Origin of the sequence: Collinsella sp. An271, assembly GCF_002159695.1 — a bacterium.
GTDB lineage: Bacteria > Actinomycetota > Coriobacteriia > Coriobacteriales > Coriobacteriaceae > Collinsella > Collinsella ihumii.
On sequence record NZ_NFJE01000008.1, the window covers coordinates 1 to 23,478 of the forward strand.

The 23,478-nt window shown below is 64.2% G+C and carries 22 protein-coding genes and 1 tRNA gene; 17 read left to right on the plus strand and 6 right to left on the minus strand.

What is annotated here, in order from left to right; all coding sequences use genetic code 11:
* Window positions 1-664 precede the first annotated feature (664 nt).
* The 11 genes from B5F74_RS07900 (at window position 665) to lysS (ending at window position 9,157) form a co-directional block, all read left to right on the plus strand.
* Complete coding sequence (locus B5F74_RS07900; protein WP_087201479.1) at window positions 665-1,570, plus strand: HAD hydrolase family protein; 906 nt, start codon at window positions 665-667, stop codon at window positions 1,568-1,570.
* A 14-nt stretch (window positions 1,571-1,584) separates the two neighbouring features.
* Window positions 1,585-2,469, plus strand: coding sequence for a glutamate racemase (murI, locus tag B5F74_RS07905; protein WP_087201481.1), 885 nt, complete (start codon window positions 1,585-1,587; stop codon window positions 2,467-2,469).
* A gap of 28 nt (window positions 2,470-2,497) precedes the next feature.
* Window positions 2,498-3,238 (plus strand): ribonuclease PH, encoded by a 741-nt coding sequence (gene rph, locus B5F74_RS07910; protein WP_066829872.1) that lies wholly within the window; start codon window positions 2,498-2,500, stop codon window positions 3,236-3,238.
* A gap of 38 nt (window positions 3,239-3,276) precedes the next feature.
* The gene (gene rdgB, locus B5F74_RS07915) at window positions 3,277-3,921 is read left to right on the plus strand and encodes an RdgB/HAM1 family non-canonical purine NTP pyrophosphatase (protein ID WP_066829869.1); all 645 of its coding nucleotides are present in this window, start codon (window positions 3,277-3,279) and stop codon (window positions 3,919-3,921) included.
* Window positions 3,918-4,364 (plus strand): D-aminoacyl-tRNA deacylase, encoded by a 447-nt coding sequence (gene dtd, locus B5F74_RS07920; protein ID WP_066829866.1) that lies wholly within the window; start codon window positions 3,918-3,920, stop codon window positions 4,362-4,364. The genes rdgB and dtd overlap by 4 nt, the downstream gene beginning before the upstream one ends.
* Before the next feature lie 219 nt (window positions 4,365-4,583).
* Complete coding sequence (locus B5F74_RS07925) at window positions 4,584-4,880, plus strand: Veg family protein (protein ID WP_066829863.1); 297 nt, start codon at window positions 4,584-4,586, stop codon at window positions 4,878-4,880.
* 3 nt (window positions 4,881-4,883) lie between these two features.
* Window positions 4,884-5,780, plus strand: coding sequence for a 4-(cytidine 5'-diphospho)-2-C-methyl-D-erythritol kinase (gene ispE / locus B5F74_RS07930; RefSeq protein WP_087201483.1), 897 nt, complete (start codon window positions 4,884-4,886; stop codon window positions 5,778-5,780).
* A gap of 48 nt (window positions 5,781-5,828) precedes the next feature.
* Window positions 5,829-5,905 (plus strand) — tRNA-Pro (locus tag B5F74_RS07935).
* A gap of 261 nt (window positions 5,906-6,166) precedes the next feature.
* Entirely contained in the window at window positions 6,167-6,427 is a 261-nt protein-coding gene (tatA, locus tag B5F74_RS07940; RefSeq protein ID WP_066829860.1) for a twin-arginine translocase TatA/TatE family subunit, read from the plus strand.
* Between the two features lie 127 nt (window positions 6,428-6,554).
* Complete coding sequence (greA, locus tag B5F74_RS07945) at window positions 6,555-7,028, plus strand: transcription elongation factor GreA (RefSeq protein ID WP_066829858.1); 474 nt, start codon at window positions 6,555-6,557, stop codon at window positions 7,026-7,028.
* A 161-nt stretch (window positions 7,029-7,189) separates the two neighbouring features.
* Window positions 7,190-9,157, plus strand: a complete 1,968-nt coding sequence (gene lysS / locus B5F74_RS07950; protein WP_087201485.1) for a lysine--tRNA ligase — start codon at window positions 7,190-7,192, stop codon at window positions 9,155-9,157.
* Here the strand turns inward: lysS and B5F74_RS07955 are convergent.
* The 6 genes from B5F74_RS07955 to B5F74_RS07980 all read right to left on the minus strand — a co-directional run bounded on the left by B5F74_RS07955 (window position 9,154) and on the right by B5F74_RS07980 (window position 16,510).
* Window positions 9,154-10,128, minus strand: coding sequence for a DMT family transporter (locus tag B5F74_RS07955; protein WP_087201487.1), 975 nt, complete (start codon window positions 10,126-10,128; stop codon window positions 9,154-9,156). The two genes, lysS and B5F74_RS07955, sit on opposite strands and share 4 nt — an antisense overlap.
* Before the next feature lie 291 nt (window positions 10,129-10,419).
* Window positions 10,420-11,913: a family 1 glycosylhydrolase gene (locus tag B5F74_RS07960; protein ID WP_087201488.1), complete on the minus strand. Its 1,494-nt coding sequence runs from the start codon at window positions 11,911-11,913 to the stop codon at window positions 10,420-10,422.
* 90 nt (window positions 11,914-12,003) lie between these two features.
* Window positions 12,004-13,398, minus strand: coding sequence for a PTS transporter subunit EIIC (locus B5F74_RS07965; RefSeq protein ID WP_087201490.1), 1,395 nt, complete (start codon window positions 13,396-13,398; stop codon window positions 12,004-12,006).
* A gap of 212 nt (window positions 13,399-13,610) precedes the next feature.
* Window positions 13,611-14,432: a MurR/RpiR family transcriptional regulator gene (locus B5F74_RS07970; RefSeq protein WP_087201492.1), complete on the minus strand. Its 822-nt coding sequence runs from the start codon at window positions 14,430-14,432 to the stop codon at window positions 13,611-13,613.
* 219 nt (window positions 14,433-14,651) lie between these two features.
* Window positions 14,652-15,599, minus strand: coding sequence for a DUF4037 domain-containing protein (locus tag B5F74_RS07975; protein ID WP_087201494.1), 948 nt, complete (start codon window positions 15,597-15,599; stop codon window positions 14,652-14,654).
* Entirely contained in the window at window positions 15,596-16,510 is a 915-nt protein-coding gene (locus B5F74_RS07980) for a radical SAM protein (RefSeq protein WP_087201496.1), read from the minus strand. Before B5F74_RS07980 ends, B5F74_RS07975 begins: the two co-directional genes overlap by 4 nt.
* 174 nt (window positions 16,511-16,684) lie before the next feature.
* On the opposite strand from B5F74_RS07980, the gene B5F74_RS07985 reads away from it, so the two are divergent.
* The 6 genes from B5F74_RS07985 (at window position 16,685) to B5F74_RS08010 (ending at window position 23,477) form a co-directional block, all read left to right on the plus strand.
* Window positions 16,685-17,401, plus strand: a complete 717-nt coding sequence (locus B5F74_RS07985) for a GntR family transcriptional regulator (RefSeq protein ID WP_066829813.1) — start codon at window positions 16,685-16,687, stop codon at window positions 17,399-17,401.
* Window positions 17,402-17,541: 140 nt separating this feature from the next.
* Complete coding sequence (locus B5F74_RS07990) at window positions 17,542-18,246, plus strand: GntR family transcriptional regulator (RefSeq protein ID WP_087201498.1); 705 nt, start codon at window positions 17,542-17,544, stop codon at window positions 18,244-18,246.
* A 158-nt stretch (window positions 18,247-18,404) separates the two neighbouring features.
* Window positions 18,405-19,772 (plus strand): aldehyde dehydrogenase family protein, encoded by a 1,368-nt coding sequence (locus B5F74_RS07995; protein ID WP_202615057.1) that lies wholly within the window; start codon window positions 18,405-18,407, stop codon window positions 19,770-19,772.
* 72 nt (window positions 19,773-19,844) lie between these two features.
* Complete coding sequence (locus tag B5F74_RS08000; RefSeq protein ID WP_087201500.1) at window positions 19,845-20,756, plus strand: bifunctional enoyl-CoA hydratase/phosphate acetyltransferase; 912 nt, start codon at window positions 19,845-19,847, stop codon at window positions 20,754-20,756.
* 9 nt (window positions 20,757-20,765) lie between these two features.
* A complete protein-coding gene (buk, locus tag B5F74_RS08005) occupies window positions 20,766-21,890 on the plus strand; it encodes a butyrate kinase (protein WP_087201502.1) in 1,125 nt (374 codons plus the stop codon).
* A 54-nt stretch (window positions 21,891-21,944) separates the two neighbouring features.
* Entirely contained in the window at window positions 21,945-23,477 is a 1,533-nt protein-coding gene (locus tag B5F74_RS08010) for a hypothetical protein (RefSeq protein ID WP_087201504.1), read from the plus strand.
* Window position 23,478 lies beyond the last annotated feature (1 nt).

Below are 23,478 nucleotides of genomic sequence, written 5' to 3' on the forward strand. Positions count from 1 at the left end.
GACTGCGGTGCGCGACCGCCGTTTGCGCTGACAACAACGATTGTCGCCCATCCCGCGGGCATCCGGGGAGGCTCCGACCGATCAGTTATCGGTCATATCTTCTAAGAGCTTTTACTGACCCCCTTTAGCGTGCCAAACGGTCCGTTTTGTGTCATCGGCGCCTCTCGCAAGACGCGGGGGCGCCTGTCGCGCGTTCCCACCGTGCGACAGGCAGATTCCGGGCCCCGTATACGCACGGTGGGGAAGCCGCACCGCAAAACCCCAGGAAAGAGGGTGCCAATATATTCTGAAAACGAATTTGGTATCAAATCGGGAGGTATGCAAGGAAAACGGCTATATCTGACAAGCCTGTGACCTGCGGTTTCTCCGTCCGGTTGATCCCGGAGGCCCCGGGAGGGGCCTCCGATTCGGCCCCAAGCCGTCTTTATTGCCCAAGAGTTGATACCAAATTCAAAACGGGTCTCTCACGTACCTTGATAAAACCTTTTATCAAGGTGCGGTTTCGCACGCGGGCGGATACGCGCACCCGCCATGGAACCGACCGCCACGAACGCAACCGATCAGCGTCTCCTTAGGGATATGCGCGAAATGTCGACGTTCCCACTTCGTCGGGATCGTCGGGCTACAATGGAGCGCGACGAATCCGCGTCTGCGAGGAGGCCCCATGCCCCATACCGTGCTGCCCGATATCCCCACCGGCGAGCTCAAAGAGCGCCTGTCGCGCGTGCGCTACGTGTTCACTGACCTCGACGGCACCATGCTCGCGCCTGGTTCCTGCGCGCTGGCAGATGCCGAGGGGAACCCGTGCATCGACTTCGTCGCCACGTTGCTGGAGCTCAAACGCGCCGGTATCGAGGTCATCCCGTGCTCGGGCCGCAATCGTTCCATGCTGCACGAGGACACGCGTCTGCTCGGTCTGAACTCCTACATCGGCGAGATGGGCGGCCTGCTCATGCTCGACCGCAGCGAAAACCGCTGGGAGTATTTCACCGCCGACATGCCCTTCAATCCTATCTGGGGCTACTCGCCGCATGAGTGCATCGAGGCGACGGGCATTCTCGACGAGTTCCAGAACCGCTGGCCAGGCCTGCTGGAATACCACAACGACATGTCGACCGGCTACAAGCACCGCGAGGTGACGGTGGGCATGCGCGGCGAGATTCCCGACGAGGACGCCTGCGACATCATTCGCCGCTCGGGCGCAGAGCTCGACTGGGGCGACAACGGCTACCTCAACTACATTTCCGCGCCCACCACGCTCAAGCTTCCCGAGGGCGTGAAGGGCCGCGCGTTCAACCTTATGCCGCAGGGCTTGAACAAGGGCCGCGGCATCGAGCGCTTCTGCGAGCTGCGCGGCATCGATCTGTCCGAGACCATGGCTATCGGCGACGCGACCTCGGACTTCCTCATGGCAGACTACTGCGATACGTTCTTTCTCGTCGAGAACGGCCTCAAGAACCCGACGGCCGAAGAGTTCCTGGCGACGCACGACAACGCGTTCGTGACGCGCGGCCGCATCGTCGACGGCTGGGTCCAGAGTATGCGCTGCCTGCTCGCGGCGCTCGCATAGGAGGGGATGCTCAGATGGCGGCTCAAGGAGACAACAGGCCTATCGGCGTTTTCGATTCCGGTATCGGCGGCCTGACGGTGGCGCGCTCGATCGCGACCTCGTTGCCGCACGAGTCCATCTACTATGTGGGCGACACCAAGCGCTGCCCCTATGGCGTGCGCTCGGAGAGCGAGGTGCGCTCATTCGTGCTGCAGGCCGGTCGCTGGCTTGCGGCCCACGACATCAAGATCATGATTATCGCGTGCAACACCGCCACGGCTGCCGGCCTCAAGATCGCGCAGCAGATGCTCCCGGTTCCGGTCATCGGCGTGATCGCCCCGGGCGCCCGCGCGGCGATCAACAGCACGCGAACGCGCAAGGTGGGCGTGCTGGCGACACCGCTCACGGTGCGCACGGGCGCCTATACGCGCGCCATCCGCGACCTAGATGCCGGCGTGTCCGTGTACGGCTGCCCCGCGCCGAGCTTCGTCGAGATTGTCGAGAACGAGCTGGCGACCGGCGCGCACCTGCAGGAGCGCTGGCTGCAAGACGGCGACGTGTTCGACACGCCGGAGAACCGCGAGGAGGTCGCGCGCACGCTCGGCCCCATCTTGGAGCCGGGCATCGGCATCGACACGGTCGTGTTGGGCTGCACGCATTTCCCGCTGCTCGTGAACCCGATTCGCCATGCGCTGGGCGAAGGCGTCCGCGTCGTGTCGTCGGCCGAGGAGACCACGCGCGAGCTGACCGACATCCTGGTCCGCCGCGAGCAGCTGGCGGAAGACAACGTAGTGCCCGAGCACCGCTTCGCGACCACGTCGGACAACATTGCGGAGTTCGCGGCGGCGGGCAGCTTCATCTTCGGCCAGCCGCTCAAGAGCATCGAGCACATCAGCCTGGATGAGCTTGACCGCTACTAACAGCAAGATAATGAGGAGTGCGAGAAACATGGACCACATGGAGATCAACCGCGTCGACGGGCGCGCTGCGGATAAGCTGCGTCCGGTCAAGCTGACGCGCGAGGTCATGAAGCATGCACAGGGGTCGTGCCTGGTGGAGTTCGGAGACACGCGCGTGCTGTGCGCCGCCACCATCGAGGAGGGGCTGCCCGCATGGCGCCGCGCGAGCCGACAGGGCTGGGTGACGGCCGAGTACGCCATGCTGCCCGCGGCCACCGGTCGCCGCAGCCCGCGCGAGCGCGCCAACCGCAAGGGCCGCTCCATGGAGATCGAGCGCCTGATCGGCCGCAGCCTGCGCACGGTCACGAACCTGCGCGCGCTCGGCGAGTACACCGTGACCGTGGACTGCGACGTTCTCCAGGCCGACGGCGGCACGCGCACGGCGAGCGTCACCGGCGCCTGGGTCGCGCTGCATGACGCCCTCATGGCGTGGGTTGAGGCGGGCAAGATCTCGCGCCTGCCGCTCACCGGCCAGGTGGCCGCCGTGTCCATGGGCGTGGTCGACGGGGCCGAGTTGCTCGACCTCAACTACATCGAGGATTCGCACGCCGAGGTGGACATGAACCTCGTGGCGACCGATACCGGCGAGATCGTCGAGATCCAGGGGACGGGCGAGCAGACGCCGTTCGACCGGGCGCGACTGGGCCGCCTGCTCGATCTGGGCGAGGCCGGCATCAAGCAGCTGATCGACCTGCAGAACCGGGTCACCGCGTTTCGCGACGAGGACTGACCGCACGCACACGGCATACCGAGGAGGATGACAGCAACATGGCGCTCGAGAAGATCGACATAGATGAACTGGATCCGGCGCGCACCATCGTGGTGGCGACCGGCAACATGCACAAGCTGACCGAGATCGAGGACATCCTGTCCCGCGTGCTGCCCGACGTGCGCTTCGTGGCGCTCGGCCAGCTGGGCGAGTTCGACGATCCGGAGGAGACCGGCACGACGTTTTTGGAGAACGCCCTCATCAAGGCGGAGGCGGCGGTGGAGCAGACCAGCTTTCCCGCCATCGCGGACGATTCGGGCCTCGTGGTCGACGCGCTGGACGGCGAGCCGGGCGTGTACTCGGCGCGCTACGCGGGCGTGCACGGCGACGACGCGGCAAACAACGCGAAGCTGCTCGAGAACCTGGCCGACGTCGCTGACGGCGAGCGCACGGCGCGCTTCGTGAGCGTCGTCGCCCTGATCGATACGGACGGCCTGGTCACCTACGGCGAGGGGACCTGCGAGGGTGTCGTGGGCCGCGAGGGTCGCGGCACGAACGGCTTCGGGTACGACCCGCTGTTTTTGCCGGACGACACGCCGGGCAAGACGATGGCCGAGCTCACGCCAGCCGAGAAGAACGCCATCAGCCACCGGTTCCATGCGCTCGAGGCCCTGTCCGCCAAGATCTCCGGCGAGGACGAATGAGGGCGGTCGTCCAGCGGGTGACGCGCGCGAGCGTGACCATCGAGGGCGAGCGCACCGCGTCGATCGGGCGCGGGTACCTCATCCTGCTCGGCGTGGGCGCGTCCGACACGCGCGCCGAGGCGGACAAGCTGTGGGGCAAGCTGCGCGGCCTGCGCATCAACGAGGACGCCGACGGCAAGACCAACCTCTCGCTTGCCGACGTGGACGGAGAGGTGCTCGTCGTCTCGCAGTTCACGCTGTACGCCAACTGCCGCCGCGGCCGTCGCCCATCGTTCACGGATGCGGCGGCGCCACAGCTGGCGCGCGAGCTCTACGAGTACTTCGTCGAGTTGGTCCGTGCCGATGTCGAGCATGTGGCGACGGGCACGTTTGCCGCGATGATGCAGGTCGAGCTCGTCAACGACGGTCCTTTCACCATCCTGCTCGATACCGACGATCTGTAGCGCGGTGCTGTATTGGGGGCGCGGCGCGCTCGGGAGGGGTAATGGCCCCGTCCGAACGCGTCGCGCCCCATTTGTCGCTTATTTGTCAAACCCTCCATATCTGCCGCGCTGACGTGCAATGTTGATGCGGGCTTGCTATACTCTGTCCGTTTGTTTGATATCTTGGGACAATTCTGTGCGTAGGCATCGCGCCCGCCTTTTGTCTCTGTAGGAGGCGTTATGGAAGAGCTGGAAGTCAATCACGTCGATGACATCCATGAGAAGTTGACCCAGATGATCGGCCAGCGCGTGAAGGTCAAGGCCAACATGGGCCGCACCCGCGTCGTCGAGCGCATGGGCACCATCAAGACGGTGCACCCTTCCGTCTTTATCGTCGAGGTCGATGAGCGCCGCGGCCGCAAGTCTCGTCAGTCCTACCAGTACGTCGACGTGTTGACGGGAACCGTCGAGCTGTTCGACCCCGAGACGAGCGAGCACCTGTTCACGCCGCTGGGAAATCAGCTCGAGGAGCATTAGACCATGGACGCCCCCTCCTTCATCATGGTGACGGCGCCCGCCAAGATCAACCTGTATCTGGGCGTCCATCCGCGCAAGGACGAGCGCGGCTACCATCGCGTGGACACGGTGATGACCGCGATCGATCTGGCCGACACGCTGGCGATCGCGCCGGCAGACGAGCTCATGGTCCGCACGGTCCCCGAAGCGGGCTTTCCCATGGAGGAGAACACGGCCTATAGAGCCGCCGTCGCGATGGGGGAGGCGTTCGGCCGCGAGCCGCGCTTCACGATCCTCATCGACAAGCACATCCCGATCAAAAGCGGGCTGGGCGGCCCGTCCACCGACGCGGCTGCGACCATCAAGGGGATCTGCCATCTGTGGAAGATCGACCCGGCTGACGAGCGGATCGACCGCGTCGCCCGCTCCATCGGCGCCGACGTGCCGTTTTTCCTCTATGGGCCGCCGGCGTACTTCACCGGGGCGGGCGATATCATGCGTGAGGTCTTCCGGCCGCTGACCGGAACGCCCGTCGCGCTGGTCAAGCCGCTCGACGGCGGCGTGTCGACGGGGGAGGCCTACGCGCATTTCGATGCGGACCCCCAGGATCTGCCCGAACTCGACCCGATGCTTGCGGCCATGCGCGAGCACAATGAGGCGTCGATCTTCGCGCATATCGGCAACAACCTCGCGCCGGCGGCGTGCGCCCTCATGCCCGAGATCGGAACCATCATGGCGTGGATGCGCGAGCAGCCCGGCGTGCGCGCGGTCGAGGTCTCGGGTTCCGGCGCCTCGGTGTTCGCGGTGTGCGATACCCAGATGGCGGCCGAGGCCATCGCGCTCTCCGCGCTCAACGAGCACGGATGGTGGGCCCAGGCGGCAAAAATGGAGAAGTCGGGGCCAAATATCGTTGTTGGGTAGATTTTCCCTAGCATTCGTTTTCGGAGTGTGGTAGGATAATCGAGCTTTCGGGTTGTGGCTCAGTTTGGTAGAGCACCGCGTTCGGGACGCGGGGGTCGCTGGTTCAAATCCAGTCAACCCGACCATTGCATGTGAGGACCGGGGCGAGAGATCGCTCCGGTCTTTTTTGTCGATAGGAGAGGCCCGTGGCCGCCTGCGCGCGGTTTCTCAGCTGCGCGATAAGGGCATGTCATATCCTTGTCAGACGTGTTTCGCGCTCGCGTGTAAAATATGGCGGTGTTGTTTGCGCCACATAGGCGCGGTATACTCTTTCGAGCTGGAAACGCCTTGTCTTGCGAGATGCGGCTTCCATCTCGACTGTACCTGAGTACCGTGGAAGGAAAAGTATGTTCCCTAAGGGTTTTGAGTGGGTTGTCATTCTGATCGTTGCCCTGCTGATCTTCGGCCCCAAGAATCTTCCGAAGCTCGGCGCCTCCCTGGGCAAGACGGTGAAGAACATCCGCGAGGGTATGTCCACCGAGGATGAGGCCACCGAGGAGGAGCCCGAGAGCGAGGAGGACAAGGAGATCCGCGAGCTCGAGGCCAAGCTTGCCGAGGCCAAGGAGGCCAAGGCCAAGAAGGATGAAAGCCCCATCGAGGAGGACTAGCTCAAACCCTGACAATCGGGGTGAGCGATGGCCGGCTGCCCCAGGGCATGCCGGTCATTTCCATGTTATGTGAGGATATCGGCCGCACCGGTGCTGCCGAGCAGACATAGACGAGGAGTTTGTGCGCATGGATGCAAGCGAGATCGTACTGACAGCCGATGGCCGCCAGAAGCTCATCGAGGAGCTTGAGTGGCGCGAGGGCGAGAAGAACAAGGAGATCATCGAGCACATCAAGGAAGCCCGCGCGTTCGGTGACCTTTCCGAGAACGCCGAGTACGATGCCGCCAAGGAGGAGCAGGCCAAAAACGCGGCCCGCATCGCCGAGATCCAGGCCATCCTCGCCAACGCGCGCGATGTCGCCGACGGCGATCACAACCTGATCGTCTCCATCGGCTGCACCGTCTCGCTGGTCGACGGCGACGGCGTCGCCACCGACGTCACGCTCGTGGGTACGACCGAGACCAACTCCCTGGAGCACAAGATCTCCAACGAGAGCCCCGTCGGCCGCGCCATCATCGGCCACGGCGCCGGCGAGACGGTGGAGGTCGTTCTTCCTTCCGGCAAGACCCGCATCTACACCATCACGAACATCACGCGCTAGGAATCACTGATCAATTGCTTTCGCACTCGGGCCTACGCGCCGGGTGCGAGATGGATTGAGCAGCGTTCTTTGGGCTCACGCGGACCCGCGCGCACCTGCCTGCTCGCTCCCTGGGACCGTGCGCCTCAGGGAGCGTTTCACGTTATATAAGAGGAGACACCATGGACCAAACCCAGGTTGATGCGGCTTCCACGCTCAACGACGAGCGTGCGCGCCGTCTGGCCGATCGCGCGGCGCTGTACGCTGCCGGCAAGAACCCGTATCCCGAGCACTCGGATGTCACCGATTACGTGGCTGACATCGAGAAGAACTACGCCGATCTGGCCGACGGCGAGGACACCGCCGATGTCGTGAAGATCGGCGGCCGCGTGGTCGCCAAGCGCGGCCAGGGCAAGATCATGTTCATCGTGCTGCGCGATCCCACCGGCGACATGCAGCTGTTCTGCCGCATCAACGACATGCCGGAAGACGCCTGGGAGCTGCTCGGCGAGCTCGACTTGGGCGACATCGTGGGCGCCGAGGGCGTCGTGGTCCGCACCAAGCGCGGCCAGCTCTCCGTGGCTCCGCGCAAGCTTACGCTGCTGTCCAAGGCCGTCCGCCCGCTGCCCGAGAAGTTCCATGGCCTGTCCGACAAGGAGACGCGTTATCGCCAGCGCTACGTCGACCTCATCGTGAACGCCGACGTCCGCGAGACCTTCGCCAAGCGCTCGCGCATCGTGTCGGCCTTCCGCCGCTACATGGAGGACAACGGCTACATGGAGGTCGAGACCCCCATCCTCCAGACCATCCAGGGCGGCGCGACGGCCAAGCCGTTCATCACGCACTTCAACGCGCTGAACCAGGAGAACTACCTGCGCATCGCCACCGAGCTGCATCTCAAGCGCCTGCTCGTGGGCGGCTACGAGCGCGTTTTCGAGCTCGGGCGCATCTTCCGCAACGAGGGCATGGACCTCACGCACAACCCCGAGTTCACCACCATGGAGGCCTATCGCGCCTACTCCGACCTCGAGGGCATGAAGGAGCTCGCCGAGGGCGTCATCAAGGCCGCGAACGCCGCCGTGAACGAGTCCGAGCAGATCGAGTACCAGGGCACGACCATCGACTTGTCCGGCACGTGGCCGAGCCGTCCCATGACCGAGATCGTCTCCGAGGTCATGGGCCGCGAGCTCACCCTTGACACGCCGATCGAGGAGCTGCGAGCCGCGGCGTCCGAGTGCGGTATCGAGGTCAACTCCGCGTGGGGCCCGGGCAAGCTCATCGCCGAGATCTACGACGAGAAGGGCGAGCCCTCCATCGTGAACCCCACGTTCGTGTGCGATTACCCGGTCGAGGTCAGCCCGCTCGCCAAGCGCCACGAGGACGATCCGCGCCTCACACACCGCTTCGAGCTCGTCATCGCCGGTCATGAGTACGCCAACGCGTTCTCCGAGCTGAACGACCCTGTCGACCAGGCGGAGCGCTTCCGCAAGCAGGTCGAGGAGAAGTTTGCCGGCGACGAGGAGGCCATGGAGTACGACGAGGACTATGTGCGCGCCCTCGAGTACGGCATGCCCCCGGCGGGCGGCATCGGAATCGGTATCGACCGCGTGGTCATGCTGCTCGCCAACCAGGCATCCATCCGCGACGTGCTGCTGTTCCCGCACATGAAGCCCGAGCGCGGTAGCGCCAACGGCGCGGCCGCAGCTCGCGCCAAGGAGGACGAGGAGGCTGCCCAGGCCGCAAGCGTCTATGCTCCCAACAAGGTCCCGACGATCGACTACAGCAAGGTCGCCGTGGAGCCGCTGTTCGCCGACTTCGTGGACTTCGACACGTTCTCCAAGTCCGATTTCCGCGCCGTCAAGGTGAAGGACTGCGTGGCCGTGCCCAAGAGCAAAAAGCTGCTCCAGTTCACGCTGGATGACGGCTCGGGTACCGACCGCACGATCCTGTCCGGCATCCGTGCCTACTACGAGCCGGAGGACCTCATCGGTCGCACGCTGGTCGCCATCACCAACCTGCCTCCGCGCAAGATGATGGGTATCGATTCGTGCGGCATGATCATCAGCGCCGTGCACAAGGAGGGCGACGAGGAGCGCCTGAACGTGCTGATGGTGGATGATTCGATTCCCGCCGGTGCGAAGCTGTACTAGGTTTCCTGCAGGCCCCGAGGGTTGCCCTCGGGGCCTTCTTTCTTTTCACGGTTGACGATGAGGATGCCCGCAGAGATCAGGGCGAGTGCCGCGAGCGTCTGCCGCCAGGGGAGGGTTGCGTTCTCGCCGAGCAGGGCGGCCGAGATGATGACGCCGAAGACCGGGTTCATGAACTCGTAGATGACGACGCGCGACGTGGGGTTGAACTTCAGCAGGATCGACCAGAGCGAGTAGGCGACGGCCGACACGCAGGCGAGGTAGACGAGCATGCCGATGCCGGCGGGGGTGAGTTGGGAAAGCTTGCCGCCGAGTGCTGCGCCCACCGCGGCGAGCACGGCACCGCCCAGGATGAACTGGGTGCCGGAGAGCGCGACGGGGTTCTCGCACTGGGAATAGATGCGGATGAGCGCTGCAGAAAACCCTGACGAGGCCGCAGCGATAAGGATGAAGCCCTCGCCAGTGAGCGTCATGGCGCCTTCGAGCGAGCCCGTGAGATTCACGAGCACCACGCCGGCAAAGCCGACGGCGCAGCCAACGATTTTGCGTGGGGTGAGTTGCTCCTGCCGGAAGATGAGGGCGGCGATGAGGATGGCGAGAAAGGTCGCCGATGCGTTCACGATCGAGCCCTTCACGCCCGAGGCGTTAGATACGCCGATGTAGAAAAACGCATACTGGACGATGGTCTGCGCGAGCGCCAGACACACGACCATGGGGGCAGAGCTGCGCTTGACGCGCACGAGCCTGCGCTCGGAGATCGAAGCTGCCGCAAGCGCGAGCACGCCGGCGAGCATGAAGCGCAGGCCGGCAAAGAAGAGCTCCGAGGGGACGTCGGCCGACGAGATGCCAAGCAGCGCATAACCGGTCTTGATGCAGGGGATGGCGCTTCCCCAGAGCGCACAGCAGACCAGGGCGAGCAGGCACACGCACCAGGTGCGGGTGAGGATGGGTTGTTCCTGCCGCTGCGGCTCCATGGGCGTCTCCTTGGGATTGGGGTAAAACGCACCCATGGTAGCGCGCGCTGCCCGACGCGGCAATGGCTCGCGAGGGAGCTGAAAAACCCCTGCCCTCCTTGCGGCACTGCACGTCCTTCATGCCTGAATGCGCCGGGCGAATCGCGTGGAGCAACAGACAGTCGATTGACGAGACGGCGATGTCGCCTGATGACAGATTCCGGTGAAGCATGTCGAGCACGGTGCCGCAAGGAGGGCAGGGGTTGGAGGGGGCGGGGCCCCGCGCGGTTGGGGTACCCCGCCCGGCAGATGTTAGGCGAGGTCCTCGCCGTTCGAGGCGATGACTTTCTTGTACCAGCCGAAGCTCTTCTTGCGGAAGCGCTTAAGCGAGCCGGTGTTGTCGTCGTTGCGGTCGACGTAGATGAAACCGTAGCGCTTCTTCATCTCACCGGTCGAGGCGGAGATAAGGTCGATCGGTCCCCACCAGAGGTAGCCCATCAGGTCGACCCCGTCGATCTCCGCCGCGTCCTTCATGGCCTTGATGTGCGAACGCAAAAAGTCGATGCGGTAGTCGTCGTCGACTGTGCGGTCCTCCTTCAGCGTGTCGACGCCGCCCAGACCGTTTTCCACGATGAACAGCGGCTTCTGGTAGCGGTCATACAGGTTGTCGAGCGCGTTGCGCAGGCCGACCGGGTCGATGGTCCAGCCCCAGTCGCTGACCGTGAGGTACGGGTTCTTGACCCCCAGGATCTCCTTCATGGGGGAGTCGGGGTCGACGAGCGGGGTGGTGGGGTCGGTCGAGACGGTGGTCGAGCGGTAGTAGCTGAAGCCGATGTAGTCGACGCACCCCTCGCGCAGGTCGCGCTCGTCCTGCTCGGTCATGCCGATGTCGATGCCCTCGCGCTCGTAGCGCTTGAGCTGGTAGCTCGGGTAGTACCCGCGCGCCTGCACGTCGGAGAAGAAGTAGCAGCGGTTCGCGAGCTCCCAAGCCTTGTGCACGTCCTCGGGCCGGCAACTGTAGGGATAGACCATACCCTGGCTGAAGGTGAGCATACAGCCGATCTGGTTTTGCGGGTCGATCTCGTGGCCCACCTTCACCGCACGTGAAGAGGCGACGAGCATGTGGTGCGCGGCACGCATGGTGACCTTGGGGTCGGAGGAGGCGAGGCCCGCGCCCAGCCATGCATTGGTGTTCATGACGTTGATCTCGTTGAACGTCATCCAGTAACGGACCTTGCCGCGATAGCGCTCGAACAGCGTCGTGGCATAGCGCACAAAGCAATCGATCGTTCTGCGGTCCGTCCAGCCGTTCCATTCGTTCACGAGCGCGAGCGGGGTCTCGTAGTGGCTGATGGTCACCACGGGCTCGATGCCGTGCTCGCGCAGGCAGTCGAAGACGCCGTCGTAGAATGCAAGGCCGGCCTCGCAGGGCTCTTCCTCCATACCGGTGGGGAAGATGCGGCTCCAGGAGACGGACAGGCGCAGGGCCTTGAAGCCCATCTCGGCCATGAGGGCGATATCCTCGCGATAGGTGTGGTAGAAATCGATGCCATCGTGGTTGGGATACCACTCGCCCTCGATGGGCGCGAAGGTGGAGCCTTGGGGCGGCTCGTGCAGGCCGCCGAAGAACTCGAGATGGCCGGGCTTGCCGTCGGGCCCCACATAGGTGAGGGTACGGCTGCGCTGGGCGGTGCCGCCGGTCATGACGTCGGCGATGGAGGGGCCGCGGCCGTCGGCGGTCCAGGCGCCCTCGAGCTGGTTGGCGGCGGTGGCGCCGCCCCAAAGGAAGTCATTGCGAAAAGACATGGGGTGCTCCTTGTCGGGCGGCATGCCGGCGGGCTGAACGTTTGGCCGGCATGCCGGAGTTTCGTGGGGACGAGCGAATGGGTCGGTGCTTTAGGCCTTCTTGGCCTGCGCGTCCTCATCGACGCCCAGGATGAACGAGACGATGAAGGCGACCGCGAACGCGATGGCGACCGTTGCGATGGCGATGACGATGTTCATCGGGTCGTCGCCTATGAAGGTCGGCAGCGCCGGGATGCCGGGGGTTGCGAAGGCATAGCGCTTGAGGTGCATGATGCCGGCGAACAGGCCGCCCACCGCGCCACCGATCATGCCGGCGATCAGCGGCTTGTGGAACTTGAAGACCACGCCGTAGAGGGCGGGCTCGGTGATGCCGCACAGGGCGGTGATACCGGTGGAGATGCTCATCTCGCGGTTCTTGGGGTTCTTCACGCGCAGGGCGGTGCCCAGGGTCGCGCCGGCGATGGCCATGTTGGAGGCGAGCATGCCCGGGCCGCAGACGGTCTCATAGCCCATAGCGGCGCGCTGGATGGTCTGGAGCGAGGGGAAGATGGCCAGGTGCATGCCGGCGAAGACGAGCAGCGGGCAGACGGCGCCGACGATGGTGGGCACGAGGATGGGTGCGTTGGTGTCGAGGAAGGACAGGATTGCAGCGAAGATGCCACCGATCCAGCTGCCGAGCGGGCCGATAACGATAAGGGCGACCGGCGCGGTGATACCGAGCGTCAGCAGGGGCTGCAGGACGGCTTTGACCACGTTGGGGGAGACCTTCTCGGCGAAGCGCTCGACAAACGACATGAACAGGATCGTGAGGATGATGGGCAGCACGCTCGAGGAGTAGTTGTAGAGGGTGACGGGGATGGAGAAGAAGCTTACTGGCTCGCCCGCGTTCACCAGGGCGGTCCAGTTGGGGTGCAGAAGCACGCCGCCGACGATGCCCGCGATGTAGGGGTTGCAGCCGAATTTGTTGGCGCTCGAGAAAGCGAGCAGAATCGGCAGGAAGTAGAAGACGGAGTCCGCGATGAAGTTCAGGATGTAGTACTCCTGCGAGTCCGAGGGCAGGCCGAACAGGCCCATGATGAGCAGGGCGGCCTTGACCATACCGCCAGCGGTGATCGCCGTGATGACCGGGGCGAAGATGCCGGTGACGGTGTCGAGCAGCATGCCGACGGAGAAGCCCTTCTTCTCGGGTTCGGCGGCGTCTGCGGCCTCGTCCTCGACGGGCGTGGGGTCGGCGACGCCGGCGCCCACGATCTGCTCGACCTCCTTGAAGACCTCGTTGACCTGTGGGCCGATGATGAGCTGGGTCTGCTCACCCACCTCGAGGGCGTCGAGGATGCCCTCGGTCTCCTTGGCGGCGGCAAGGTCGGCCTTGCTCTTGTCCTTCAGGCGGAAGCGCAACCGGGTGAAGCAATGCGTCACGGTCTCGACGTTTTCCTTCCCACCGACGAGACGCACGCATTCTTGTGCGAACGTAGTGTTGTCCATTGTTGCTCCAATTCGTCAGATGACCTGTCTGCCGCTCCCGGGTGCGGCTTTTTTCACACCTCGTATCCTACGGGGTGCGAGGGCGTCCGAAGGCGTCAGGGGGTTCCGTAAGCTGGAACTTGGTTCCATGGCGTGAAACCGCAGGCAAGAGACTTGTTATGACGAATTGGGCAAGAGAGGTCCCGATACGTTCGCGCGGCGAGCGGTCGGTTTTAGCGGGTGAGCGGAGCGGGGTAGCCGGCCGTCTCTGGATGATGCCGGTGCCAGTAGTGCATGACGATCGCGTTGGCGACGAGCTCCATGGCGAGGTTTCCGGCGGACAGGTCCCAGCCGAGCCCGCAGTCGATGATGGTGTCGATGGGGATAGTCGGCGGCAGGACCGCTTGCGAGGTGATCCAGCAGATCTTGCAGTGTTCGGGACGCTCGAAGGGGCCGATGTTGTCCATCACGCGGTGGAAGATGTTGCCGAATAGCGAGAAGACGATGAGAAGGGTATCAGAGTCCAGGCGGCTGAGGATTTCGCGCTGCTCTTTGCCGTAGGTGTAGGCCGTGATGACGCGGCCGGTGCCGAAGAGGTTGTGCTGGAGCATGCAGGCGATGTCTCCCGACTGCTGCCCACCCATGACGATGACGTGCTCGTATTCGTCAAGGTCGGCGGCGATCTGGGCGAGCACGGCATCGTCGACGTGCTCGGCGAGCTTCAGCGCGTTGCGTGCGACGCTCGCCGCGTAGTTCTCGAGCAACGTTCCGTCGGGGTTGGAGATCTCCGAGGCGGGGAGGTAGTACTTGGTCGCATACTGCCGCTGGAACCGGAGCACGTCGAGCTGGAACTGCCGGAACGTGTCGTAGCCGAGTTCCTTGCAGAACCGGTTGATCGAGCTTTTCGACACGTTGCAGGCGCGCGCCATCTCGGGCTCGGTCAGGTGGTCGATGCGCTCGAGGTTGCTTAGGGCCCACATGGCGATCTGATAGTTGGTCGTGTGGTAGGACGTGGTGTTGATCATGCCGAGCAGCGTGGTTCCGATATGGTTCACGTTCTACCTCCTACGTGCTATATTCCATCGTGCTGCTCAGTATAATCCCCCATGCGTTTCCATGCGGAGTGGGGGTTGTTTTCCGGTCGCCTTCCTGCTGTGGGCGGCGGATCCCACGGGTTTATGGTCGTTTGTAGCGTTCGGGTCCAGCGGGGTATCGGAAGATGAGCGCAGCGGGCATAACCGGCGCCCACTCTTCTCTTTGCTGAAGGGTAGAGGTTAATCGATGAGATCCAGGGCACGTAGCGACGGGCTCTCGATATGGCGGGCCACCTCGGTCGCTTGATCCATCAGCCAAGGTGATGCGTTGGAGCTCAGATGCGCCGCATCCAGCGCGTCGACGAGCATCTTGGCGACCTCTTCGATTCTGGCGACAGAGGCCGCCACATCGCCCCCGCGTACGAGAGCGGCGAGGTCTTCGAGATGCGCATGCGCCCGTGCGCCCACCTGTCCCAGATCGAGCAATTCCCTCGCCACCCATTTGTAAAACGGCCGGTATCGGCGGGCGAGGGCGTAGAGAACCCCGCAGACCGCCTCGTTGAAGCGGACGAGGGCCGACAGGGCGGCAAGGCTGTCGCCGCGCGCAGCCTGGCGCGGAAAATTGTATTGGCCCGCCTGCGCAGCGCGCGCAAGGTTGGAGGCGATGCGGTGCAGGCGCACGTCGTCGGGATAGTAGGCAAGCAGCTGCTTGCGGATGGCGGAAAACCGACCGCTTCCGTCGCAGAACACGCGGCCGTTGGTCGCTGCGGCGAGCATGGCCTCGCGCGCCTGTAGCCACCCGGTGGAGTCGTGAGGCATGCCGGATGGGAGGAAACGCTGGTAGAAGATCTCGATGTCGAAGACGCCGACGCGCGGCGGGGTTCCAGGAGGTGTGGCCGGGCGAGGCGCTATGCCTTCCATATACCGGCTTGCGACCATGTTATAGCGCCGCTGCAGCTCGCCTCCGAAGCGCTCCCAATCCGAACGCATGAGCCAGATGCAGCAGCCTGGTCCCCAGTCGTGATCGCGTGATATGGCGTCGTCGTAGCCCCAGCATTCTGAGCCCTCGCCCACGAGGCCCGCCGCGACACGGCGCCCAAGGCCGGCGAGCTCTCCTTCAAACAGCTCGGCTCGGTTGCGCTGCCAGAAGCGCTCGGCAAGGGCGAGCCCCGGTCCGGAGGCGCTCATCGCTCGAGTCCCGGGATGCGTCCATGCAGACTGCCCTCGGCGCCCTTGCTCGGGTGCGAGGCGAGCAGCTCGGGACCGAGGGCATCGCGTCCCGCTCTCAGGCGTTCGAGCAGTTCTGCCTTGTCGCGCGGCAGCCAGCCGGCCACAGGTACGGGGTTCGAGACGTGCAACCCGAAAAACAGACAGCCGTCGAGTTCGAGTCCCTCGAGGAACAAGATTTCCTCTTCAAGATACTGGCCGAGCGTGCACTCGGTGAAGCGCCCGGCGGCGACCTCGCGCTCCAAGCGGGAGCCCGGGTCGACGTGGAGCGGCGAGACGAACACAAGGGTCGGGTTCGTCTCGTTGACTAGGGCTGCGTTGGCGGTTGCATGCTCGGCGATTCGGTCGGGTCCGGCGGCGGCCGTGATAATGTTGGTGTTGAAGGGGAGGCCGGCGGCGGTGAGGCGCGCGAGCTCGCGCCGGGCCTTCTCGGCGGTGTGGCCCTTGTTCATGTAGGCCAGGACGTCGTCCAGCCCGGATTCGACTCCTATGTTGATTTCGGCATAGCCGGCCTGCGCGAGTGCGGCGAGCTCCCGGTCGGTCTTGTGTGCGATGTTGTCTACGCGCGCGTAGGCGCCGATGGATTCGACTTGTGGCAGATAGCGGTGAACGAGTTCGGAGATCTCAAGCAGCCGATCGCTGGAGAGGGCGAAGGCGTCGCCGCTGACGAGGAACACGCGGCGCGCATCGGGCCAGATGCGCGCCGCCTCGATCAGGTCCTCCTCGATCTCGGCGAGCGGCGATGCGGAAAACGGCGTGTCCAGGTACATGCTGCAGAACGTGCAGCGATTGTGGCTGCAGCCGCTCGTGGCCTGAAGGAGCAGCGAATTCGCCTCGTAAGGAGGGCGATAGGTTAATCCGGTGTAATGCATGTGTTCCCCCTTGGGATGTCGGCTACCCTTCGCCGAGTTCTCCTGCGCTCTTGTTCGGCAGACCCTTGAAATCGTGGGCTTTCTCTCCTAAAGTGAGTATGAAATGAATGTAGAACATTTGCAAGTAGTATGTTCTCGGGGCATTGCCCCGTCTGCGTAACGGAAGGAACACCGATGGACTACAGCAGCCTGTTCGCCGAGCTGCCAAAAGGCTCGCTTTCCGATATCATCGTCGACCGCATCACGAACGCCCTCATCTCGGGTGAGCTCAAGCCGGGCGATCGGATTCCCACCGAGACTGAGTTTGCGGAGAAGCTCGGTGTAGGCCGTAACGCTGTGCGTGAGGCAATCAAGGTGCTCGTCGCGTTCGGCGTGCTCGAGATTCGTCGCTCTGCGGGGACCTTTGTGGTCGACCACTACAAGACGAGTCTGCTGAACCCCATGATTTACGGTCTCATCCTGAGTGAGCACTCCATGAGCGAGCTGCTCGACGTGAAGATCGCGCTGTCGAATTCGGTCATGTATCTCGCCATGAAAGAGGCGTCGCCTGAGGACATCGCCCATCTGCGCGAGCTCGGCGAGACGTTCAGGACGGCGATGAACGATCCGGGGACCGACAACGAGGCGTGCTATCAAGCAAGCCTCGCATTCAACGAGTTCTTGGGGAGCATCACCCACAATCCCATGCTCGATCAGCTCGATAGTGTGGTACGCCGCATCGCCGCCTTTACGCGCCATGCGGCAATCGAGAAGTCTCGCGAGATCGGTGAACCCGACCTGCTTCCCGCAAACTACCTCAAGGAGGTCGACCTTATCGAGGAGGGCGGCCAGAGCAAGATCGCGGACTTTATGGACGAGCGCATGGAGCTCTGGAAGCGCCTGCTTCTGTAAACGCGCGACCTTGGCTGAGCGAGAGGGCGTCTGGGCGCATCATCTAATTACCGAAAGATGGTGTACCGAGACGCCCTTCTCTTATAGGACTGATACAATGGGCAGGAACATAGAACATAGGATGTAGGGAGAGACATCGTATGGCACGTTCCTCGCTTACGGGATCTTTGCGGACGAAGAACATATCCAAGATTATCATCGAGCGCGTTGCCACGAGCTTGGCGACCGGTGAGCTCCAACCGGGCGAACGCTTGCCCTCCGAGGAGGAGTTCGCCGCTCGCCTCGGGGTGGGGCGCAGCTCGGTGCGCGAGGCCATCAAGATTCTCGAGGCGTACGGCGTGGTTGAGATCAGGCGCGCCGACGGGACCTACATCGTCGACGAGTTCCATGGCGGGATGTTGAAGCCGCTGGTCTTCGGAATCCTTCTGCGGCGTGGCAACGGTCGAGACATGCTTGAATTGTGCGAGCGCGTGATCGGGCTCGCGGTGCCCGATATGGCGGCATCTCCCGATGCCTCAGCGATCGGTGCCGCGTTCTCAGAGTTGAAAGACGCCTCACTGAAGGCACCGGATGCGGTCGCTTCCGCTTTGACGCAGCTCGCATGCGCTTGTGCTCGCGGCGTCGCCAATCCGCTTCTGCGCGAACTCGTTTGCGAGGTCGTGCTGATCGCCTCCTATCAAAGCGCTGTCGCCATCGAGCGCATCTTCCAGGAAGATGGCCTCTCCACCATTTATCAGTATGGGCTGGAATTTGCGGAGTCCATCCTTATGGGCGATGAGAAGCTGGCAATGAGGGTGTTGCGGGACGGTGGCGCTCTGCTGCTTGCGGTTACCAAAGTCGATTAACACCTCTAAACACTGCATCTGACCTGTGATTTGACCGCTTACGGTCGGTGAACGGTCAATGTTCTATTGTTCTTGACTCAAATGTAGGACATTCTACAATGAACGTAGATTTAGGAAAGCGACTCGCTTTCAGTCGGATGCTTCGCGAAGGAGGAGCCATGGATCCCGAGAAGTACGTGGCGGAGTTCATCGAGCGCGCACGCGTGGCGCAAGCCGAGTTTGAGACCTATTCGCAGGAGGAGGTCGACCGCGCGGTCCGCGCGATCGGCAAGGCCGTGTTCGACGCGGCCGAGCCGCTTGCCAAGCTCGCCGTCGAGGAGACCCGTATGGGTCGCTATGAGGACAAGATCGCCAAGAACTCAGGTAAGACCAAGATCACCTGGGACCGTCTCAAGGGAGTGAAATCGCGCGGTATCATCGCACGCCATGAAGACGAGGGCATCGTCGAGGTAGCCAAGCCCATGGGCGTTATCGGCTGCATCCCGCCGACCACGAATCCGACCATGACACCGGCGCATAACGCCATGTGCGCTCTCAAGGGCGGAAACGCCCTGCTCATCAGCCCGCATCCGCGCGCCAAGAAGACGGGCGTGGAGACGGTGCGCATCATGCGCGAGGCGCTCGAGGCCATGGGCGCGCCTGCGGACCTCATCCAGATCATCCCCGATCCCACGCTCGAGATCTCGAGCCTCGTCATGAGCATGTGCGACTGTACGATCGCCACCGGCGGTCCCGGTATGGTCAAGGCAGTGTACTCCTCCGGCAAGCCCGCCTTCGGCGTGGGCGCCGGTAATGTCCAGACCATCGTCGACACCGATGCCGACCTCGAGCTTTCCGCCCAGCAGATCGTGCGCAGCCGTACCTACGACAACGGCGTGCTGTGCACCTGCGAGCAGTGCATCCACGTGCAGGAGGACATCTACGGCGAGATGGTTCGCCTGTTTCAGCAGGAGGGCGCCTTCTATATCAGCGAGCAGGCCGATGTCGACGCGCTGCGCGCCGCGCTGTTCCCCAACGGTGCCATCAACAAGGATGCGGTGGGCGCCTCCCCGCAGTTCATCGGCTCCCTTGCCGGTCTCGATGTGCCCGAGGACGCCAAGCTCCTCATGGTGAAGGTTGACGCCTACGGTGCCGACGAGCTTCTGTGCAAGGAGAAGCTCTGCCCGGTGATGTGCGTCGCCTCCTATGGCACATGGGAGGAGGGCGTGGCCAACGCCAAGACCAACCTGCTGCACGAGGGTGCGGGTCACTCCGCGATTGTGCGCTCGCACACAGCGGAACACGTCGACTACGCCGGCGAACAGCTCCCGGTGTCGCGTATCGGCGTCAACATGATCGGTTCTTCCGGCCTGGGCGGCGCCTTCGATAACGGGCTCAACCCGACGGCGACCCTCGGGTGCGGTTCCTGGGGCAACAACTCCATCTCGGAGAACCTCTGGTGGCATCACCTGGTGAATATCGCCCGCATCGCCGTGGCCCTGCCCGATGTACAGGTTCCGAGTGATGAGGAGGTCTGGGGCGAGTAGCCCTGGTAAGGCGACGCGGCGGGACCGGCCCTCTCGGCGGCCCCGCCGCCTGTGCGGGAAAGGAGGCCGCTGATGGTGCATTCGATGGAGGAGCTGCTGACGGCGGCGTGCCACGGCGAGCCCGGGCGGCTCGCCGTGGCGGTGGCGCAGGATTCCTACGTGCTCGATGCCGTGGTCAAGGCTGCAGATGCAGGCATCGCAGACCCGGTGCTCGTAGGTGATGCCAAGAAAATCGCTCAAATTCTGGAAGAGCTCGGGGCGGACCCGACTACGTATGCGATTGTCGAGGAGCCTGACAAGGCGGAGGCATGCCAGGTCGCCGCGCGCATGGTGCGCGACGGCGATGCCGATTTCATCATGAAGGGCATCGTCGACACCGCGGTCGTCATGCGCGCGATTCTGAACCGCGACAACGGCCTGCGCCTCGGCGGCACGATCAGCCATGACCTCGTGCTCGAGGTGCCCGGCTTCGACCGGCTCTTCCATGTGACGGATGCCGCCATGACCGTCTCGCCCACGCTGGAGCAGAAGGTGGACCTCGTGCGCAACGCCGTCCGGGTCGCCCATGCGCTGGGCAATGCGTGCCCCAAGGTTGCGGCGCTCTGCGCAGTCGAGAAGGTGAACGAGAAGATGCCCTGCACCGTCGAGGCGGCCGAGCTCGCGCGCATGAACGCAGAGGGCGAGATCTCCGGCTGCATCGTGGACGGTCCGCTCCAGTTCGATAACGCCGTGTCCGTCGAGGCGGCGCACCATAAGGGAATCGACTCGCCCGTGGCGGGCGTGGCGGACATCCTGCTCGTGCCCGATATCGAGGCGGGCAACATGCTCGTCAAGGCGGCCGAGTACTTCGGGCACGCCAAGAAGGCCGGCGTCATCGTGGGCGCTAAGGCCCCAGTGGCCCTGACGAGCCGTGCCAGCTCTGTGGAATCCAAACTCTACACTATTGCGCTCGCGCGTCTCATCGCGCGCGGCCTGGCGGCATAAGGGGGCATCATGCACCGTATCATCGTCTTGAATCCCGGGTCGACGTCCACCAAAGTGGCCGTCTATGACGGGGACGCGCGCGTGTTCCAGCGCACGATTGACCATCCTGCTGACGAGCTCGCCGGCTTCGAGCGCATCGTCGATCAGCTGCCCTATCGGCGCCGGATGATCGCCGAGATGCTCGACGCCGAGGGTATCGACCCCGCGACGGCCGATGCGTTCTCCGCCATCTGCACGGGTCTGCTCGCCATGCCGGGCGGCGTGTTCGAGGTGGGCGACGTCATGTACGAGCACGGCAAGATCGGGCCGGGCTCCAAGCATCCCGGCAACCTGGGCCCGCTTTTGGCGCGCGATTTCGCAGACGAATACGGCGCCCGCGCCTTCGTGGTCGATGCGAGCTCGGTCGATGAGTTTCGCGAGGAGGCGCGCATGACCGGGTTCGTCGAGATCCTGCGCACGAGCCGCGGCCATCCGTTGAACCAGCGGGCCGTTGCGCGCCGCTGGGCCGTCGACCATGGGCGCTCCTACGAGGAGGTCAATCTGGTCGTTGCCCATCTGGGCGGCGGCATCTCGGTCACCGCGCACGAGCGCGGCAAGATGGTCGACACCGTCGACTCCACGCGCGGAGAGGGTCGCATGGCGCCCACCCGCAGCGGCACCGCACCGCTCGCCGACGTGATCGAGCTGTGCTATTCAGGAACGCGGACGCGCGAACAGATGATCGAAGAGGTCATGAAGCGCGGCGGTTGGGTCGCGCATCTGGGTACCTCGGACGCGCGCGAGGTCGAGGCTCGCATCGATGATGGGGACGCCTACGCGGAGCTCGTCTACCGTACGACCGCCTATCAGATCGGCAAGGACATCGCCGCGATGGCGAGCGTGATGCGCGGAGCGGTGGATGGCATCGTTCTGACCGGCGGTATCGCCTACTCAGAGCGCATGTGCGCGCTCATCTCCGCCCAAGCCGGGTGGATCGCGCCGGTCGATGTGTATCCGGGCGAGTTCGAGATGGAGGCGCTCGCCGCCGGAGCGATCCGCGTGCTCGACGGTATCGAGGAGCCCAAGACCTATACCGGCGAGCCGGTCTTTCCGGGATTCGACAAGCTCTACGAGACGGCGCCCGCGGTGGCATAGGGGGGAGGTGGCTTTAGGGCTGCGTCCCGAGGCGATCGAGGAGGTCGTGTTCGGATGAATATCGGAATCGGGCATATCGTGGGCATCGTCGCGGTGCTTATCCTGATCGCCGCGGTGGGCGCCTGGTCGGGACGCAAGGTCTCGGATGCGTCGGACTTCACGACGGGCGGCGGCCGCGCCGGCACGGCGGTCGTGGCGGGCACGATCATGGGCACGCTCGTGAGCGGCCAGGCGACGGTCGGCACCGCGCAGCTCGCCTTCAGCTACGGGCTCGCTGCGTGGTGGTTCACGCTGGGATCAGGCATCGGATGTTTGATCTTGGGTCTCGCCTATGCTGTGCGCATGCGTGCCACGTCGTCGACGACGCTTGTGGGTGCAGTGGTTGCCGAGTACGGCGAGCGGATCGACTTCGTCGCCTCGATTTTTTCCGCTGTCGGCATCTTCATCTCGGTCATCTCCCAGATGATCTCCGCATCGGCGCTCATCACGACGCTCTTTCCCATGCCGGCACTCGCCGCCGCGCTCATCGCCGGAACCATCATGGCAGTCTATGTCATCTTCGGCGGCGTATGGGGAGCGGGCATCGGCGGAGTGGTGAAGCTGGTTCTGCTGTACGCCTCCTGCATCGTGGGCGCCGGTGTCGTCCTCATGCTGGCGGGCGGACCCGCTGGGGTCCTGGGCGGCGTGACCACGGCGCTCGCCGGCACGGACTTGGGCGCGCTGTCGGGGATCGCCGGCGCGGAGGATATCCCGGGCCGCTTCCTGTCGCTTGTTGCGCGCGGACCGTTCAAGGATTTGGGCTCCGGTCTCTCGCTCGTGCTCGGCGTGATTTCGACCCAGTCCTACGCCTCGGCGATTTGGGCCGCCAAGTCCGATGGGGCGGCGCGCAAGGGAGCTTTGCTCTCGGCTGCGCTCATCCCGCCCATCGGCATCGCCTGCATCCTGATTGGTCTGTTCATGCGCGGCGTATGCGTGACGGCCGACGAGGCGGCTGCGCTCGCGGCGATCGGCCAGGCGGTACCCGAGGGCGTGTTCGTCATCGATTCCACCGCCCAGGTGTTCCCGCAGTTCGTCATCCACTTCCTGCCCCAGCTCGCGGGCGGCATCGCTCTGGGCGCCTTCTTCATCGCGACGGTCGGTGGCGGCTCTGGCCTCTCGCTCGGCGTGGCCACGGTCGTCGTGGAGGACCTTTTGTCCCATATGGTGGACCGTCTGCGCGACCCCATCTTCAAGCTCGTCGTCACGCGCTCGCTCATCGTCATCGTGCTCGTGCTCGCCGGTGCGGCGGCGCTCGCCCTGCCGGGCTCGATGATCAACGACTTCGGATTTTTGTCGATGGGCCTGCGCGGCGCGGTGATCTTCATCCCGTTCACGTTCGCACTATTCGCCCCGGGCAAGATCCGCAGCGGCTGGGCCTTGGCGAGCGTGATCATGGGGCCGGTCGCCGTCATCGCAGGCAATCTGATCGGCCTGCCGTTCGACCCGTTGTTTCTGGGTGTAGCCGTCTGCCTTGTCATCATGCTCGTCGGTCTGTATGCCGGGGGCCGTACGCCCGCGCGCACCGGCGCCGTACGAACTCGCAGCTAAG